17 protein-coding genes are annotated in these 16720 nt (G+C 59.5%); 13 read left to right on the top strand and 4 right to left on the bottom strand.

Annotation, left to right across the window (positions count from 1 at the left end; all coding sequences use genetic code 11):
* The first annotated feature begins 44 nt into the window (after window positions 1–44).
* The 3 genes from coaA to mscL all read left to right on the top strand — a co-directional run bounded on the left by coaA (window position 45) and on the right by mscL (window position 2367).
* Window positions 45–1010: a type I pantothenate kinase gene (gene coaA / locus ACZY1F_RS10830; protein ID WP_463915338.1), complete on the top strand. Its 966-nt coding sequence runs from the start codon at window positions 45–47 to the stop codon at window positions 1008–1010.
* 5 nt (window positions 1011–1015) lie between these two features.
* Window positions 1016–1885, top strand: a complete 870-nt coding sequence (locus ACZY1F_RS10825; protein ID WP_463941694.1) for a M15 family metallopeptidase — start codon at window positions 1016–1018, stop codon at window positions 1883–1885.
* 92 nt (window positions 1886–1977) lie between these two features.
* Window positions 1978–2367 carry a large conductance mechanosensitive channel protein MscL gene (gene mscL / locus ACZY1F_RS10820; RefSeq protein WP_463941693.1) on the top strand — a complete coding sequence of 130 codons (390 nt, stop codon included), beginning with the start codon at window positions 1978–1980 and terminating at the stop codon, window positions 2365–2367.
* A gap of 68 nt (window positions 2368–2435) precedes the next feature.
* On the opposite strand, the gene glmM is transcribed toward mscL, so the two are convergent.
* A complete protein-coding gene (glmM, locus tag ACZY1F_RS10815) occupies window positions 2436–3797 on the bottom strand; it encodes a phosphoglucosamine mutase (protein ID WP_463941692.1) in 1362 nt (453 codons plus the stop codon).
* A gap of 70 nt (window positions 3798–3867) precedes the next feature.
* Window positions 3868–4980: an acyltransferase family protein gene (locus ACZY1F_RS10810; RefSeq protein ID WP_463941691.1), complete on the bottom strand. Its 1113-nt coding sequence runs from the start codon at window positions 4978–4980 to the stop codon at window positions 3868–3870.
* Between the two features lie 206 nt (window positions 4981–5186).
* Between ACZY1F_RS10810 and ACZY1F_RS10805 the strand changes: the two genes are divergently transcribed.
* Window positions 5187–6404, top strand: a complete 1218-nt coding sequence (locus ACZY1F_RS10805) for a bifunctional glycosyltransferase family 2/GtrA family protein (protein ID WP_463941690.1) — start codon at window positions 5187–5189, stop codon at window positions 6402–6404.
* Window positions 6405–7050: 646 nt separating this feature from the next.
* Window positions 7051–8772 carry a glycosyltransferase family 39 protein gene (locus ACZY1F_RS10800; RefSeq protein ID WP_463941689.1) on the top strand — a complete coding sequence of 574 codons (1722 nt, stop codon included), beginning with the start codon at window positions 7051–7053 and terminating at the stop codon, window positions 8770–8772.
* 60 nt (window positions 8773–8832) lie between these two features.
* Here ACZY1F_RS10800 and rpsI read toward each other — a convergent pair whose 3' ends face one another.
* Entirely contained in the window at window positions 8833–9339 is a 507-nt protein-coding gene (gene rpsI, locus ACZY1F_RS10795; RefSeq protein WP_056344277.1) for a 30S ribosomal protein S9, read from the bottom strand.
* A gap of 38 nt (window positions 9340–9377) precedes the next feature.
* Window positions 9378–9821 (bottom strand): 50S ribosomal protein L13, encoded by a 444-nt coding sequence (gene rplM / locus ACZY1F_RS10790; protein ID WP_058931751.1) that lies wholly within the window; start codon window positions 9819–9821, stop codon window positions 9378–9380.
* A 339-nt stretch (window positions 9822–10160) separates the two neighbouring features.
* Here rplM and ACZY1F_RS10785 point away from each other — a divergent pair, with 339 nt between their 5' ends.
* The 8 genes from ACZY1F_RS10785 (at window position 10161) to ACZY1F_RS10750 (ending at window position 16580) form a co-directional block, all read left to right on the top strand.
* A complete protein-coding gene (locus tag ACZY1F_RS10785) occupies window positions 10161–10784 on the top strand; it encodes a prepilin peptidase (protein ID WP_463941688.1) in 624 nt (207 codons plus the stop codon).
* A gap of 271 nt (window positions 10785–11055) precedes the next feature.
* Entirely contained in the window at window positions 11056–11256 is a 201-nt protein-coding gene (locus tag ACZY1F_RS10780) for a Flp family type IVb pilin (protein ID WP_463941687.1), read from the top strand.
* Between the two features lie 164 nt (window positions 11257–11420).
* Entirely contained in the window at window positions 11421–11621 is a 201-nt protein-coding gene (locus ACZY1F_RS10775; RefSeq protein WP_463941686.1) for a Flp family type IVb pilin, read from the top strand.
* Window positions 11622–11638: 17 nt separating this feature from the next.
* Window positions 11639–12088 carry a TadE/TadG family type IV pilus assembly protein gene (locus ACZY1F_RS10770; protein ID WP_463941685.1) on the top strand — a complete coding sequence of 150 codons (450 nt, stop codon included), beginning with the start codon at window positions 11639–11641 and terminating at the stop codon, window positions 12086–12088.
* A complete protein-coding gene (locus ACZY1F_RS10765; RefSeq protein ID WP_463941684.1) occupies window positions 12076–13092 on the top strand; it encodes a pilus assembly protein TadG-related protein in 1017 nt (338 codons plus the stop codon). Before ACZY1F_RS10770 ends, ACZY1F_RS10765 begins: the two co-directional genes overlap by 13 nt.
* The gene (gene cpaB / locus ACZY1F_RS10760) at window positions 13073–13897 is read left to right on the top strand and encodes a Flp pilus assembly protein CpaB (protein ID WP_463941683.1); all 825 of its coding nucleotides are present in this window, start codon (window positions 13073–13075) and stop codon (window positions 13895–13897) included. Before ACZY1F_RS10765 ends, cpaB begins: the two co-directional genes overlap by 20 nt.
* Complete coding sequence (locus tag ACZY1F_RS10755) at window positions 13894–15099, top strand: CpaE/TadZ family protein (protein ID WP_463941682.1); 1206 nt, start codon at window positions 13894–13896, stop codon at window positions 15097–15099. Before cpaB ends, ACZY1F_RS10755 begins: the two co-directional genes overlap by 4 nt.
* Complete coding sequence (locus ACZY1F_RS10750; RefSeq protein ID WP_463941681.1) at window positions 15096–16580, top strand: TadA family conjugal transfer-associated ATPase; 1485 nt, start codon at window positions 15096–15098, stop codon at window positions 16578–16580. Before ACZY1F_RS10755 ends, ACZY1F_RS10750 begins: the two co-directional genes overlap by 4 nt.
* Window positions 16581–16720: the final 140 nt, after the last annotated feature.

Below are 16720 nucleotides of genomic sequence, written 5' to 3'. Positions count from 1 at the left end.
CGCTCCATTTCGCTCTCAGCCGCGTGAGGGGCAGAATCTCTAAAGTGACTTTGCAACGCAATGAAGCGAACGGTGAGGGTGTCTCCCCGTTCGTTGAGCTGGACCGCCAGACCTGGTCCCGGCTCGGCGCCCAGATGGAGCAGCCCCTTAACGAAGAGGACATTGTCCGCCTGCGTGGACTCGGCGATCCCCTGGACATGAAGGAGATCCGCGAGGTCTACCTGCCCCTGTCCCGGCTTTTGCACCTGTACGTGGAGGCCGCTGGCCAGCTGCATTCGGCCACCACCACCTTCCTGGGCGAGAAGACACAGCGCACTCCGTTTGTCATCGGTGTAGCCGGCTCGGTGGCCGTGGGCAAGTCCACCATTGCCCGCGTGCTCCGGGAAATGCTGCGGCGCTGGCCAGGCACGCCCAACGTTGAGCTGATCACCACGGACGGCTTCCTCTACCCCCTGGCCGAGCTCAAACGCCGCCAGCTGCTGGAACGCAAGGGCTTCCCCGAGTCTTACGACCGGCGCGCGCTGCTGCGTTTTGTGAGCGAGATCAAGGGCGGCGCGGAGGAAGTCCGGGCACCCTGGTACTCGCACGTTACGTATGACATCGTGCCGGAGAAGGAAGTGGTAGTCCGTCGCCCGGACGTGCTGATTGTGGAGGGCCTGAACGTGCTGGCCCCGGCCCGTCCGCGCCACGACGGCAAGCAGGGGCTGGCGCTGAGCGATTTCTTCGATTTTTCCATCTATGTGGACGCCAAGACCTCCTTCATCGAGGAGTGGTACGTGGAGCGGTTCCGGAAGCTCCAGAGCACCGCGTTCGCGCAGCCGGAGTCCTACTTCCACCGCTACGCCTCGCTGTCCCCCACCGAGGCGGAGAGCACTGCACGGGACATCTGGAAACGCATCAACGAGCCCAACCTGGAGGAGAACGTCCTTCCTACCCGAGGCCGGGCACAGCTGGTCCTGTCCAAGGACGCGGACCACTCCATCCGCCGCATGCTCCTGCGGAAGGTTTAACCCACATGTGCCACAACTGCGCTGCAGGCGGCCCCTCGGGGGCCAGCCGCCGCTCCTTCGCCCGCTTCCTCGCCGCCGGAGCCGGACTGACGGTCGTGGCAGCGTGCACGCCGGAGGCACCGGCGGAAGTGGCGCCGTCGTCGTCCTCCGCTGCCCCTGCAGTGTCCTCTGCGTCCCCCTCCGCTGTGGCCGCCCCCTCAGTGGAAAGCACGACGGCGGCAGTTGAGCCGCCGCCGCAGGCCCCCGTACCGCCGTCGGCAGCACTGCCCCGTCAGTTCCCCCTGACGGATCCGGCCAGCCCGTGGCTTGTGGTCAACAAGAACCGTCCGCTGGCGCCGGCGGACTACGTTCCGGCAGATCTGGTCCAACCCAACATCCCGCTGGCCGTTTCCGGCGAGGCGGCCCTGCTGAACAGCACGACGGCGGCGGCCGCGGAAGCGATGTTCGCCGCGGCCGCGCAGGACGGCGTGAGCATGACGCTGGCGAGCGGTTACCGCTCGTACGGCACCCAGGTGGCCACGTACAACGGCTATGTGGCGGCCCGCGGCCAGGCCGATGCCGACACCGCCAGCGCCCGGCCCGGCTACTCGGAGCATCAGACCGGCTGGTCGTTCGACATCGGCGACGGCGGCGGGGCGTGCGGCTTCCAGCCCTGCTTTGCAGATCAGCCGGCGGCGGTATGGGCAAAGGCGAACGGCCACCGCTTCGGATTTGTGGTGCGGTACCCGTGGATGTTCCACCCGATTACCGGCTACTACTACGAGCCCTGGCACCTGCGGTACATCGGTGTTGAGGCCGCCACCGACATGGCGACCCGTGGCATTAGCACCGTGGAGGAGTACTTCGGCGTGGATGCGGCACCAGGATATCCCTAAACGAAAGCTTCGCATGCTTAGTTCCCGACACACCGTCAGGAATTTACAGTTCTGTCATGTCCGGCTCACGTTGGTGCGCTAGCTTGGTCCTTATGTTGACAGGATTCAAGAATTTCATCATGAAGGGCAACGTCGTAGACCTTGCCGTCGCCGTCGTGATGGGTGCCGCTTTCGGCGCCGTCGTGACCTCAATTGTCGAGGGCCTGCTCACACCGCTGATCGGACGACTGTTCAGTGCCAAGGGAATTGAAGAAATGCAGTGGGAGGGATTCATGTATGGATCCGTCATCTCCTCCATCATTTCATTCGTCCTGGTGGCGGCGGCCATCTACTTCGTGGTCATCATGCCGATGAACCACATGATCGAACGCCGCAACCGCCGGCTCGGCATCGACCCGGCTGTCAAGGAAGAGGCTGCAGAGGACCCGCAGATCGCCCTGCTCACCGAAATCCGCGACTCGCTGAAGCAGCGCACCCCGTAACTTCACCACAACCAAGTGTGGCCCGCTTCCGGATGGAGGCGGGCCACGTTTTGTTTGTCTTGGATCAGTTAGTCGGTGACCAGCTCGAGCGCGAGTTCCGTGCGGACCACCTGGACAAGGCGCTCGGCGACATCCTCAGCCGTCGCTTCATCGGCTGCTTCCACCATGACCCGTACTACCGGCTCGGTGCCCGACGGGCGCAGCAGGACACGTCCGGTGTCGCCCAGTTCGGCTTCGGCCTCGGCCACGGCCGCTGCGAGCACGTCCGAGCTGTGAACGCGGCTGCGGTCAACGCCCTTGACGTTGATAAGTACCTGCGGGAGCTTGGTCATCACGGTGGCCAACTCCTTCAGCGTCTTGCCCGTCAGTGCGATCTGCGCCGCCAGCTGCAGACCGGTGAGGACGCCGTCGCCGGTGGTGGCGTAGTCGGCGAAGATTACGTGGCCGGACTGTTCGCCGCCGAGGTTGAACCCGCCGTCGCGCATGCCTTCCAGGACGTAGCGGTCCCCCACTGCTGTTTCGCGGATGCTGATGCCCGCTTCGCGGAGCGCGATCTTGAGGCCGAGGTTGCTCATGACGGTAGCCACGAGGACGTCGTCGGTCAGCTTGCCGGCCGCCTTAAGGGCCACAGCCAGGATCGCCATGATCTGGTCGCCGTCCACTTCCGTGCCTTCGTGGTCCACGGCGAGGCAGCGGTCGGCGTCGCCGTCGTGGGCGATGCCCAGGTCCGCTCCGTGCTTGACCACGGCGGCCTGAAGGGGGCCGAGGTGGGTGGAGCCCACGCCGTCGTTGATGTTGTGGCCGTCCGGGTCGGCGCCGATGACGATGACGTCAGCGCCGGCGTCCTTGAAGACCTGGGGTGAGCAGCCGCTGGCCGCGCCGTGGGCGCAGTCGAGGACAACCTTCAGTCCGTCGAGGCGGTGCGGGAGCGTCTGCAGGAGGTGGACGACGTAGCGGTCTTCGGCGTCGGAGAAGCGCTGGATCCGGCCGACGTCGCTGCCGACGGGCCGCACGGGCTCCTTGTTCATCTGTTCCTCGATGGCGTTCTCCACGTCGTCGGGGAGCTTCTGGCCGCCGCGGGCGAAGAACTTGATCCCGTTGTCCGGTGCGGGATTGTGGGACGCAGAGATCATCACGCCGAAGTCAGCATCGAGGTCCGCGACGAGGTAGGCCGCGGCCGGGGTCGGAAGGACACCGGCGTCGTAGACGTCAATACCGGAGCTGGAGAGGCCGGCCTCGACGGCGGCAGCGATGAATTCACCGCTGGCGCGCGGGTCGCGCGCCACCACGGCGCGAGGCCGGGTGCCGTTCGTATTGCGGTCATGACCAAGCACGACGGCGGCCGCCTGGGCCAGGTTCATCGCCAGCTCGGCAGTCAACAGGCCGTTAGCTAGGCCCCGGACACCATCTGTTCCAAATAATCTAGACATCGTGGACAAGTCTAGAGGATGACGCGAAACGCACCGCCTTACAGGCCACCGACCTTGAACGCCGGCCAGTCTAGGGGCGGGCAATCAGGACCTGGCGCTGCCGGGGGACCCGGTTGGTGACAAGTCTGCCGACCAGCCCGGACAGCCGATGACTCGGCTTTTCCACAATTCGAAAAAACACCTCGGTTGCCAGCATCGACAATGGTAAAGCGATCGCGACGACTTGAAACGGATTTGTCATTTGCCAGGCGAATCCAACAGACACGACGATTGGTTCATGGACCAAGTACAGGCTAAAGGATCTAGCGCCAAGCCATTGGAGGATGTTGTGGTTTCCCGCGCTGATTGTTGGCGGCCACGCGATGAATGCGTAGACCAGGAGCGCTCCTCCGATGGAAGCCATGCAAATGGCCGTGGGTAGGAACGGAAATAGCCAGCGCGAGCATAAGAGCACCATCGAGGAACCAATAAGACCGGCCCATCGAAATCGCCCGAGTTTGCATCCCCATCGTTCTATGGCCTCCCGCTTCGCAGCCATTAGAACGCCAACTCCAAACATGGACAAATACACTGGAAGCGGCATGTACCCAATAGTGCCCACCGCGATCAACAAGAACAGCCCGAAGAGACAGGGAAGCCACGCACGCCGAAGTCTCACGGCAACGACCACATATAAGGGCAACAAGGCGGAGAACAGCATCTCCCATTGAAGCGACCATAAGGGCGAGTTAAGTGAGCTGGCTCCACCAAACAGGAGAGCGTCTGCAAACACATTCGAAGACTCGTCATGGAGTATCAGCCACGAACTCAGTTCGGGGCTTGCCAGCCTTGGCACCGTCCACGCCATAAGTAGCGCAAAAATAAGAGATGCCCAGACTGGTAAGTAAATCCTCACAATCCGCTTCGGATAGTAGGCGGCCCAGCTTGGCTGAACGGCGCCAACAAAGGGAAGAGTAAGGACGAAGCCGGACAATATGAAGAACACAAACACGGCTTCTTGACCTGCCCATATGAGATGCAAGGGTGTGAAGGTGGTCCACCAGACCCACGGGTCGAAGGAACCAATCCCGTAGCTATCTACGGCGTAGGAGAGTTGCGGGGACACCAGAAAGCAATGGTGTATGACCACTACGAGCGCAGCCAGGCCCCTTAGCCCGTCTAGTGCGCTGAAGCGCGAAGACATGCGAGTTTCATTGGTATGCCCCATGGCCAACGACTGTAGCCAATACGCAGATCCCTTGGCTCGAGTAGCGGCTACTTGCATCGAAGCACCGCCGAATTGTGTTTACTACTTGGTTTCTTGAGGTGGTACGTGTCTTTGCAAAAAAGCCTCGCCAGCGGACTAAGTGCGCCCCTACTCTGTGAGACATGACACCTAGCTATGGGGGCTTGGCGCTCGAAATTGTAGTACCGGTTTTCAATGAGGAAGCCGTACTCGAAAACAGCATCTCAAGGCTCGCCGAATATCTGACGCACGAAATGCCTTCGACGTGGAAAATAACCATCGCCGACAACGCGAGCACCGATCGAACTCCGCTGATCGCGGCTCGACTCAGCAAGCACCTGCCGAATGTCGAATATCGCCGCCTTGAGGCCAAGGGGCGAGGGTTAGCTCTTCGAGATGCCTGGGGCGCCTCCGAGGCGAAAGTCCTTGCTTACCTGGACGTGGACCTCTCTACTGATCTCGCGGCCCTACCACCTCTGGTGGCCCCGCTGCTTTCCGGGCATTCAGATATTTCGATCGGCACAAGACTGGGGCTGAGCTCGCGCGTCAGCCGGGGGCCAAAGCGGGAATTCATCTCGCGCTCTTACAATTTCCTACTGCGGCGGACCATGCAGGTGCGCTTTTCCGACGCGCAATGCGGATTTAAGGCAATCCGAGCGGACGTGGCTCAGCGGCTGCTCCCCCATGTTGAGGACAACGGATGGTTCTTTGATACAGAGTTGCTGATCATCGCCGAACGTTCCGGGTTGAGAATCCACGAAATTCCTGTCGATTGGATCGATGACCCAGATAGCAGGGTCAATATCAAACAAACCGCTCTTGATGACCTACGTGGGATGGTTCGCGTGGCTAGCTCTCTCGTCAAGGGTTCTATTCCGGTTGCGGCGATATATGCCGAACTCGGCCGTCGGCCCATCGTGCCCCCGGTCAGGCCAAGCTTTTTCGGCCAAGTCATTCGGTTCGGCCTTGTTGGCGCGGTCTCGACCGTGGCATTCGCTCTGGTCTACTTGCTTCTGCAAGGCCCCCTCGGCGCACAGCAGGCAAATTTCCTGGCCCTTCTCCTGACCGCCATCGGGAACACGGCTGCCAACCGGCGGTTTACATTTGGCATCAGCGGTCCAGCCAAGTTGTTTACCCAACAATTCCAAGGCCTCATCGTCTTTCTTCTGGCATGGGGCATCACGTCGTCGTGTCTGTTTGTACTTCACTGGGTGAATTTGGACGCAGCCCCGAGCTCGGAACTCCTGACCTTGACGGCCGCCAACATTTTCGTCACGCTCATGCGTTTTGTTCTCCTGCGAATCTGGGTATTCCGAGTTCGCTCCGCTAATGAACACTTGTCGGTGCTGGCGTTGCGCCCGGCGGGACAGTCCATCCGTTGAGAATCAAACAGGCGAGCCGCGTCATGGCTCCCGCACAACTTACTGCCCTGCGTCCCTTGTCGTGGGAGCACACTGGCCTGGCAGTCCTCCTGGCGGTCACGGCCAAATCGTTCCTTTGGGGCCTTGACCGCAGCGGCTGGGCCAATCCTTACTACTCTGCAGCGGCGCACACACGACGAGGGCAGGGCTGGTGCAACGTCCACAGCGCAGAGTGCCGCCCAGTCCCAGCTCGCTTCACAACGGTCCGACATTGCGATAGGGGGTGGCTTGGCGATGAGCCGGCACCCACTTTTCAACACTTCAGGTCGCTCGTCGATATTAGGCGAATTGCCTACTTAGCTCGCGGCCGGACGATGTGGACGAAGTCCCGCTGGGAAGGGATGCTGTTGCTATTACAAATTGGGTTCAGCTTTACTTCAGGGGGAAAACGTTGACGGTCTCACAATCTACAAATTACGGCGTTGAGAACAACATCAGACTCCGACGAGTCCTGAGCAGGAGTTGGAAGGGGCGGCCTGAGGACCCCGTCTGGGAACGACCCACCCTGCTACTGGTTCTGGTTCTCAACGCGTCCCTTTACTTCTGGAATCTAGGAATCAATGGGTGGGCTAATGCCTACTACAGTGCGGCGGTGCAAGCTGGCTCAATGGACTGGAAATCCTTCTTTTTCGGGTCACTGGATTGGGGCAATTCAATTTCCGTTGATAAGCCACCTCTGAGCCTCTGGATCATGGGAGCTTCTGTCCGAATTTTTGGTCTCTCGCCCGAAAGCATCATGGCACCTCAGGCCGCGATGGGAGTGCTGACTACACTTTTGGTCTATGGCCTACTTCGACGAAATTTCTCTCCAGCGGCAGCACTTACTGCCGCCGTCGTCTTCTTCACTACGCCGATAATCACACTGCTGTCGCGGTACAACAATCCCGATCCTTTGATGCTTCTGCTCATGGTTGGGGCCGTCTACCTGGTCGTGCTTGGTGTCGAAACTAACAAGGGACGTTACATATATTGGGCAGGCCTGGTTCTTGGGTTAGCCTTCATGACAAAACAGCTGCAGGCACTACTTTGTGTTCCTGCAGTGGCCCTAGCCATTATGGTGGCTTACAAATCACCAGTGGTGCAGAGAATCAAAGTGGGACTTTCAGGACTCGGCGCATTGGCAGTTTCGGGTTTGGCGTGGATGCTAATCGTCGAGTTGATCCCCGCCTCTGCGCGCCCATTTATTGGCGGATCCCCAACCAACAGCATCATTCAACTGACGCTTGGATACAACGGGATCGATCGCATCATTAGCAAAGAAGAGGATCCAACCATCCAGCTCATCCCCGAAAAGTTTCGATCTGAAGAGAGCGATGTTGGATTCTTTCGTCTGTTCAATGGCAACTTTTCACAGGAAGCTTCTTGGCTACTCATCGTCGCGCTTCTTGCTTGTCTAGTGATCGGGTTCAAATGGCGCAAGGTGGCAGCAACACCTGGGCGCTTGGCATCCGCCGTGATAATCGTCGGCTGGTTCCTAACGACCTACCTGTTGCTCAGCTTCATGGGGAACGGAATACATACGTACTACGCCGTCACCCTGGCGCCGCCCATGGCCCTCGCTATTGGCTTGGCCGTAGACCTGCTCACGGACGATCGCGAAAAGATAAGCACGCGCCTTGCCGCAAGCGCCATCGGCCTCGTCGGAACGGTATTCGCCGCGGCCATTCTGAATCTTGGTGCGGGGTGGCCCGGCTTCCTTGTCCCGTCAATATTATTCGCAGGTTGCATTGGTTCGGCCTTGGTTGCCGTAAAACCACCATTTCGAATAATTGACAGGGTTGCGATCAGCCTATTGGCTCTTGCACTTCTTACGCCGCCGGTGGCGGTATCTTGGTACAACGTAGCGTCCCCTCACAACGGCTCAAACCTTTTGTCGGGCCCTCTTACAAAAAGCGACGTCACCATAAGCCACTTCCTGGCTAAGGCTACTCAGGGCGACCCCCTTTGGGCTGAAGAACTCGGGTACGGTTTAGATCCCAGCCCCCGCTTGATCACTCGCCTGCAACAGTCCGAATCCTGCCGGTGGGCAGCCGCCACATACCCGGGTCAAACAGCGGCCAAATATCAGCTTTCGTTGAAAAGGCCTGTCATGTCTTTGTCTGGATTTATGGGCGTCGATCCGAACCCAACTTTTCAGCAATTCCAGGACGAGGTCGCTTCCGGTCAAATTTGTTTCCTGGTGTGGCAGCAAAGCCACTTAGACGTTCCTGGACGTAGCCCTGCACTAATGAAGATATCTCAATGGGTGACGGATAACTTCAAATCCGAAATAGTCGACGGGTCGGTCGTTTTTGATCTGCAAGAAACAGCACACGAAATTGCGCGGTAGACCCAGAAACGCGAAAGCCCGCCCCACCAAGTGGCGGGACGGGCTTTTGCGTAAGCGGATTTAGCGCTTGGAGTACTGCTGAGCCTTACGGGCCTTCTTGAGACCGGCCTTCTTACGCTCGATGACGCGTGCGTCACGGCGCAGGTAACCGGCCTTCTTCAGGGTGGCGCGGTTGTTCTCGGTGTCGATCTCGTTCAGTGAACGGGCGATACCGAGGCGCAGTGCACCGGCCTGGCCGGAGATGCCGCCACCGTGGATGCGGGCGATGACGTCGTAGGCACCATCAAGATCGAGGATCTTGAAAGGCTCGTTGACGTCCTGCTGGTGCAGCTTGTTCGGGAAGTAGTTGTCCAGCGCGCGGCCGTTGATGGTCCACTTGCCGGTGCCGGGGACGATGCGCACGCGGGCAACAGCTTCCTTGCGGCGGCCAACAGCTGCGCCGGCAACGGTCAGTGCCGGGCGTTCCTTCTTCGGCGCTTCTGCTTCTGCAGGACCGCTCTCCGAGGTGTAGCTGGTCGGGTTTTCCTCAGCCACAACGGCCTCGGTGGTCTCTTCGTTCTGAGCCACGATTCTCCTTGTATAGATAAGTTGTTTGGTGGCCAGGACTACTGGGCGACCTGGGAAATTTCGAACGTCTTGGGCTGCTGGGCGGCGTGGGGGTGCTCTGCACCGCGGTACACCTTCAGCTTGCCCAGCTGCTGTGCAGCGAGGGAGTTCTTGGGGAGCATGCCCTTGATGGCCTTCTCAACGGCGCGGACCGGGTTGGATTCCAGGAGTTCCGCGTAGTTGACGGAGGTCAGGCCGCCCGGGTAGCCGGAGTGGCGGTATGCGCGCTTCTGTTCCAGCTTGGCGCCGGTCAGGGCTACCTTCTCAGCGTTGATGATGATGACGAAGTCGCCCATGTCCATGTGGGACGCAAAGGTGGCCTTGTGCTTGCCGCGCAGCAGGATTGCGGTCTGGCTCGCAAGACGACCAAGGACAACGTCTGTGGCGTCAATGACGTGCCACTGGCGGTTGATATCGCCGGGCTTCGGGGTGTACGTACGCACGGTTTTTGCCTCGTTCTTGTTCTGGCGTTCTTGTTTAGGTGTCACTCAAGCGTGTGCACCTACTATCTATGCGCTACCGGAACAGAGGTGAGGGCTCTATGTAACCAGTCATCCTCAGGTCTCGAATGTGCTCGTTGAGTAGTTATCCTGCAACCGGATTCTCAAGCGGGCACGCATCATCGAGAAAGGACACGCACAACGACTACCAATGTTAGCTTGAATCGGGCCTCAGGGTCAAAATGGGGTAGCCGGCCGCTCATCTTTCAATCCGCCGGCCCGACGTAAGCAGGGGATGCAGTGACTTCTTGGGGCGACGCTGGCTCATCCGGACCGCTGTTCATGGCCGCCATCGGCCTCTTGGGACTCATTCTCTCACTGCTGGCCGAGCTGCTGATTGCCATGCTGCTCCCCCGAGTAGGTCCACTGCCTGGCATGCGGGCCAGGATCACGACGGCGGCGCTTACCGGCTTCCTCTGTGCCGCGTTCACATTCCGCTTCGGGATCGAGCCCCAAATGCCGGCGTTCATCCTTCTCGCCGTTCTCGGCGTGCAACTCGCCAGAATTGATGTCTCGCTCCACGTGCTGCCCAACCCATTGGTTCTCTCCCTATTAGCAGGAGGGGCTTTGTGTCTCATAACGGCAGCCCTTGGCAACGAATCATGGGCCAGCCTCGTTCGCGCACTGGCCAGCGCCGGAATCCTCTTCATCGTCTACTTGATTCTGGCGGTAATCTCCCCCCAGGGCATCGGAATGGGAGACGTCAAGCTCGCGGCGCCCGTAGGTCTCTACCTTGGCTACCTAGGCTGGGGCCAACTGTTCTACGGCGGACTGCTGGGCTTCATCGTTGGAGGCATTGCATCTGCTTTCCTGATCAGGAAACCCGCGAGAAAAAAGCCTTCTGAGGTGCCATACGGGCCTTCGATGCTTGCGGCCACGGTTGCCGTTTCCCTCGTCCTTGGATGACGAGCGAAATTTTCAGTAATGCCACCCCCGGTTCAGGCCACGCTCCAAGTAGTTGGCGCTAGGGCAACCGCAGAAAACTGAGTACTCAAATAGCGCCACCGAGTGCCGAGCGGCACTGCCTTCCTGAAATTCGAGTACGACTACGCATTGTTGGCTAACTGGCGCGATGCAATTCTTTAGCTAGCGAAAGTCCAGCAGCTAAGAATTATGGGGGCCGCTGGAAATTCGTTGAAATAATCCACATTAATTTCACCGAATTAAGGAATCCACAATGACTGCACTCATGGTCTCCGTTCTTGCTTTTGTTTCCGGAGTCAAGGACCGTTTCACTTCCGAGAAGGGCGCAACGGCGACGGAATACTCACTCTTGGTCGCTTTCATCGCTCTGCTCATCATCATTGGCGTCACCGCTTTCGGCACTGCGCTGAACACCTGGTTCACAACTCTCGGCACCAAAGTGGGCACCTGGTAGGCCAACCAAATCAAAGTGTGCCGCGCCCTACCAAGGTTTGGCGCGGCACACTGTCTGACCAACGTATAGGCAACTCCCATTAGAACGTGAAGCCGGCACCCATGATCGCCTGGGTAGATTGGCCGGGCCGCCTTCGGGTCACTCTCAAAAAAGGAAATCGAAAAATGACTCCACTCATGGTCTCCATCATTGCCTTCGTATCGGGCATGAGGGAGCGCGCCGCAGCCGAGAAGGGGGCAACCGCAACGGAGTACTCTCTCCTCGTTGCGTTCATTGCTCTGCTCATCATCATTGGCGTCACCGCTTTCGGCACTGCGCTGAATGATTGGTTTTCCACGCTCGGTACCAAAGTTGGCACCTGGTAACCGCAACTATCCAGGGGATGTGCCGCCCTTATCGCGCGGCACATCCCAATCAATTTCAACAACCCTCGGGGGACCCGTTGAAGAAGACCCGCAAGGAAGGCACGGACCATAAGAGCCGTGGCGCCGTCGCCGTGGAGTTCGCTTTGGTCGCGCCGCTGCTGCTGGCCCTAATCACCGGAATCGTCGAATTCGCCCACGCCTACAATGCACAGATCTCGGTGACTCAGGCGGCGCGTGAAGCGGCGCGAACAATGGCCGTCAAGAACAACCAAACGGATGCCAAGGCGGCGGCAGTGGCTGGAGCACCCGGACTAACCGGGACCTTCGGATACACATTCACGCCAACGGCATGCACGCCCAACACGCCCATGAAGGTCACCATTTCCTACAACTCTCCGACCATGACGGGGTTGTTCGGAAGTTCAGTCACTCTCACCGGAGTAGGAGCAATGCAATGCGGCGGATGAACACCCAGCCGGAATCTCACGAGCGAGGGGTCGCCGGCGTCCTCGTGGCCCTGATAATGCTCGTGCTCATTGGAGCCGGGTCGCTGGCGGTAGATGCCGGTCAAATCTATGCCGAGCGGGCTCAGTTGCAGAACGGCGCCGATGCGGCCTCCGTCGCCGTCGCGCAAGCCTGCAGCAAAGCACCGTGCACACAGGCGCAGGCCAATGCCCTTGCGATTTCGTACGCAAATGAAAACTCCCTCGACGGCGGATCCAATGTTGTCCTGCCCGTCGATCTGTCGGTAGCGAACCAAGTAACGGTGGTGACTTCCACGCGGCAGGGCAGCGCCGGGCCAGGCTTCCTGAGCAAGATGTTTGCCAGTGCCTTGAACGCACCGCCCGTGACCGTGGGGGCGAAGGCGACGGCCAGCGCTGCGGCTCCCGGATCCGGCTCAGCATTTCCGCTCGCCATCTCCGATGATTGCTACAACCTCTCGGGAGCCAGCGCCAGCGCTCAGGTCCAGCAGATTGCCTATAAGCCGGGAGGAACCTGTACTGGCCCCTCCGGAACGCAAATACCGGGCGGCTGGGGCTGGTTGGACCAAAGTTCACCCTGCCTGGCGACCACGCACTTGGGTACCAACACCATGGGTTCGGACCCTGGCAACAACAAACCAACGGAATGCGTTCAGGTTCTCACGGGCTGGATAAGCGTGATCAATGGGGGAGGTGAGTTGAAGATTACGTTCCCCGTTTTTGACGTCGCCACCGGGCAGGGGCAAAACGGCACTTTCAACATCATCGGCTTTGCAACCTTCAAAATATGGGGTTGGAAATTCGGCAACAACGGCGTTTATGAATTTCGCAACAAGGCCAGCGATCCCGGCATGACCAGCTCCCTGGCCTGCGCAGGCGGTAACGACCGCTGCATCATTGGCCAATTTGTCAAGTATGTAACCATCGGTTCCGGCGGTGGGACTCCCGGGGTCAACCTGGGCACCGTGGATGTCCATCTCATCAATTAGCACCAATAAGGGGACAAAAATGAAAACACGCCTACTGGGAGGCATCGCCGCGTTACTTGTTGCAATTATCGGCACGGTCCTTCTCATCACATATGTTCAAAGCGCAGACCAAAGGGCAATGGCAGGCACTGAGACCTCCGAGGTCCTCGTCGTCCAGAAAGCCATCCCCGCGGGGACTCCGGCGGGTGAAATCGGCGGCTCTGTCGCCATGAAGCCCATCCAGAAGTCCACCCTCACCGAGGGGAGCGTCAAGGACCTCGCGGAACTCGGAAGCAAAGTCACCGCAGTCTCCCTGGTCCCCGGCGAACAGTTGCTCGCAAGCCGCATGGTTGATCCACAGTCTTTCTTGGGACCTTCAAGGGTGGCCGTGCCCGATGGAATGCAGGAAGTTACGATCAAGCTTCCTATCGAACGGGTAGTAGGCGGAAAGATCACGGCGGGCGACACCGTCGGCATCTTTATCTCGCTGCAAGAAACTTCGACCAATAGCGCCGGCGAGACGGCAACACAGTCCTCAGGCACGCAACTCACGTTCCACAAGGTACTGATTACTGCCGCACAGTTCAGCAACGGCAGCGCTGCTCAGCCTGATGCCGCCAAGGAAGGCGAATCCGACGGCGCGCTGAGTTCCGGAAGCAGCAACCAGAGCGACGGCACCTACCTGATCACAGTGGCCCGAAATTCAGTTGAAGCAGAACGTCTCGTATATGCGGTTGAATTCGGCAAGATCTACTTGTCTAAAGAACCGACCGAGGCAACTGAAGGAAACACCGGTGTAGTGGACAAGACCAAGGTATTCCGATGAGCCGCTTCGTTCTCATCACGCCTAACACCGATTTCGAACGCCGTGTCCGGATGGCCACCGCAAGCATGCCTGGGTCACTCCAATACTTCCAAGCCGACTACCTCCCACAAGGACCGGAGGAGGTGCTCAAGCAGCTCCTCGGTGAGCCGCCGGAAGTCCTGATTCTTGGCCCGGGGCTGCCGGAGGACGACGCTCTAAAATTCGCGTCGGTCATGGATCTGCAGTATCCGGAAATCAGCATGATCCTGGTTGCTGGCGAGTCCTCAGACGTCGCGGTCCAAGCAATGCGGGCGGGTATACGGGATCTCCTCGATCCCGCAGCTGAAGCTGATCACATCCGGATTATCGTGGAACGCGCCAGCCTGGCCGCGGCCGGCCGCCGTCGAGGCCTTGCCCCCAGCAGCTCCGAACATCATGAGCACGCTGAAGGTGGGCGGATTATCGCCGTTATCTCCCCTAAAGGCGGCGTGGGCAAGACTACGGTGGCGACCAACATCGCCGTCGGCCTGGGTCAGTTCGCTCCGATGGGCGTGGTTATTGTTGATTTGGATCTCCAATTTGGCGACGTTGCCAGCGGCCTCATGCTGGAACCCGAGCACACCATCAGCGACGCTGTGGTAGGAGCAGCCAGTCAGGACTCCATGGTCCTCAAGACTTACCTCAGCGTTCATCCTGCCGGAATTTATGCCCTTTGCGCACCGCGGAACCCGGTGGAAATGGACCGCATCAGTGGGGAGAATATCACCCACCTGCTCAACCAGCTGAAGCAGGAGTTTCAGTACATCGTTGTCGACACCGCGCCCGGGCTGGGTGAACATGTCCTCGCTACTCTGGACCTCGCATCGGACGCAGTGTGGATCTGCGGAATGGACATCCCCAGCATCAGAGGCCTACGCACCGGAAGCCAGATCCTCGCGGAACTAAACCTCCTGCCGGAAAGGCGCCATGTGGTCCTAAACATGGCCGACCGGCGGACGGGGCTGACTCTCCAGGACGTGGAAGCCACCATCGGCGCACCCGTCGACGTTGTCCTACCCCGTTCCAGGAGCCTTCCGTTCTCCACCAACAAAGGAGTCCCCGTGCTTCAGGACGGCAGCCGGGACCCCGCAGCTAAAGGACTCCGCCAGTTAGTGGACCGTTTCAAGCCGAATTGGGAAGCCAGACCTCATAAGAAACTGCACAGAAGGGCGGTAGTCCAGTGAATCTCTCACGCAGACTAGAAAAGGCGCGCGGTACAGAATCACAGACGGCGCTGGTCGAGGCTGCCCAGATGAACCCGTTTGCGGTGCAGGCTGGACCCGCAGAGCCCGCAACCTTGGGCAGAATTCACGAGGCAAAAACGGCAGAAACCGCCCACGCTGCGGATGTGGTTGAGCTTACCCAGACGGCGGCAGTTGCCAGCGGCGCCCTTGGCGCCCTTAAGGAGCGTGCCAGCCAGGCGCTTTATGAACGACTAGGCGCCCGCATCACCGATTCGTCCCTTGAAGAAGCCGAGCTCCATCAGTACGTCAAAGACGAACTCAAAATCGTTGTCGATGAGGAACAGGTTCCGCTAACTTCGACCGAGCGCCAGCGACTCACCCGGGAGATCATCGACGACGTACTTGGTCACGGGCCAATCCAGCGGTTCCTGGATGATCCGTCAGTCACAGAAGTCATGGTGAACCGCTTTGACCAGGTCTACGTGGAACGCGCCGGCAAACTCACCTTGACGGACACGAAGTTTGCTTCGGACGACGCCTTAAGGCGGGTCATCGAACGCATCGTTTCAAAGGTCGGTCGCCGGATCGACGAGTCGTCTCCTTTAGTGGATGCCCGACTTGCCGACGGGTCGCGAGTTAATGCAATCATTCCGCCGCTGGCCGTAAACGGACCCGCACTCACCATCCGAAAATTCGGAGGCGATGCGCTGACGGTTCAGAAGCTGATCGGCTATGGCAGCCTTTCGCCGGAGATGGCTGAGCTGCTGCAGGCGTGTGTCCTGGCCCGCATGAACATCATCGTCTCGGGGGGTACCGGCACAGGCAAAACCACGCTGCTGAATGCCCTTTCCTCGTTCATACCTTCTTCTGACCGCATCGTCACCATTGAGGATGCTGTTGAACTGCAACTCCAGCAGGACCACGTGGTCAGGTTGGAAAGCCGTCCGGCGAACATCGAGGGCAAGGGTGAAGTTGCCATCCGGGATCTCGTGCGAAACTCGCTCCGTATGCGACCTGACCGCATCGTCGTCGGTGAGGTCCGTGGTGGCGAATGTCTTGACATGTTGCAGGCCATGAACACAGGCCACGACGGTTCTCTGTCAACTGTCCACGCAAACTCACCGCGGGACGCTATCGCTCGGCTTGAGACCCTTGTCCTGATGGCCGGGATGGACCTCCCGCTCCGGGCGGTCCGTGAGCAAGTGGCTTCCGCTGTCAACCTCATCGTCCATATATCAAGGCTCCGGGACGGAACCCGCCGGGTTACTCACATTACGGAGGTTCAGGGCATGGAAGGTGACATAGTCACGCTTCAGGATGCATTCGTCTTCGACTACTCTGCCGGTGTTGATGCAAGCGGCAGGTTCCTGGGCAAGCCCATTCCAACCGGTGTCAGACCTCGGTTCACCGATAGGTTCATTGAACTCGGCATCCACATCTCGCCCCACGTCTTTGGGGCTCAACCCGCCAGAGGCCGATAGCCATGACAGCCGAGATGCCAGTAGGCATGTTTATCGGAGGACTTTTCCTAATCTACCTATCCGTAGGGCTCGTCTTTGGAGTTGTCCTAAAAGGCCGGGCTGGCGTACCCCTCTCACGTCGACGCCCGGATGCCGTGCAG

The organism is Pseudarthrobacter xylosi, assembly GCF_055412765.1.
The sequence above is the reverse complement of the archived record's forward strand: the minus strand, read 5'-3'. Positions and strand labels throughout refer to the sequence as shown.

Bases quoted from the DNA above. Each gene is read 5' to 3' on its own strand.
- ACZY1F_RS10825 (WP_463941694.1), top strand. From the start codon at position 1,016: ATGTGCCACAACTGCGCTGCAGGCGGCCCCTCGGGGGCCAGCCGCCGC.
- ACZY1F_RS10765 (WP_463941684.1), top strand. From the start codon at position 12,076: ATGCGGCGGATGAACACCCAGCCGGAATCTCACGAGCGAGGGGTCGCC.
- cpaB (WP_463941683.1), top strand. From the start codon at position 13,073: ATGTCCATCTCATCAATTAGCACCAATAAGGGGACAAAAATGAAAACA.
- ACZY1F_RS10810 (WP_463941691.1), bottom strand. From the start codon at position 4,980: ATGTCTTCGCGCTTCAGCGCACTAGACGGGCTAAGGGGCCTGGCTGCG.
- mscL (WP_463941693.1), top strand. From the start codon at position 1,978: ATGTTGACAGGATTCAAGAATTTCATCATGAAGGGCAACGTCGTAGAC.
- glmM (WP_463941692.1), bottom strand. From the start codon at position 3,797: ATGTCTAGATTATTTGGAACAGATGGTGTCCGGGGCCTAGCTAACGGC.
- ACZY1F_RS10785 (WP_463941688.1), top strand. From the start codon at position 10,161: ATGGCCGCCATCGGCCTCTTGGGACTCATTCTCTCACTGCTGGCCGAG.
- ACZY1F_RS10755 (WP_463941682.1), top strand. From the start codon at position 13,894: ATGAGCCGCTTCGTTCTCATCACGCCTAACACCGATTTCGAACGCCGT.
- ACZY1F_RS10770 (WP_463941685.1), top strand. From the start codon at position 11,639: ATGTGCCGCCCTTATCGCGCGGCACATCCCAATCAATTTCAACAACCC.
- ACZY1F_RS10780 (WP_463941687.1), top strand. From the start codon at position 11,056: ATGACTGCACTCATGGTCTCCGTTCTTGCTTTTGTTTCCGGAGTCAAG.
- ACZY1F_RS10775 (WP_463941686.1), top strand. From the start codon at position 11,421: ATGACTCCACTCATGGTCTCCATCATTGCCTTCGTATCGGGCATGAGG.
- ACZY1F_RS10800 (WP_463941689.1), top strand. From the start codon at position 7,051: ATGGACTGGAAATCCTTCTTTTTCGGGTCACTGGATTGGGGCAATTCA.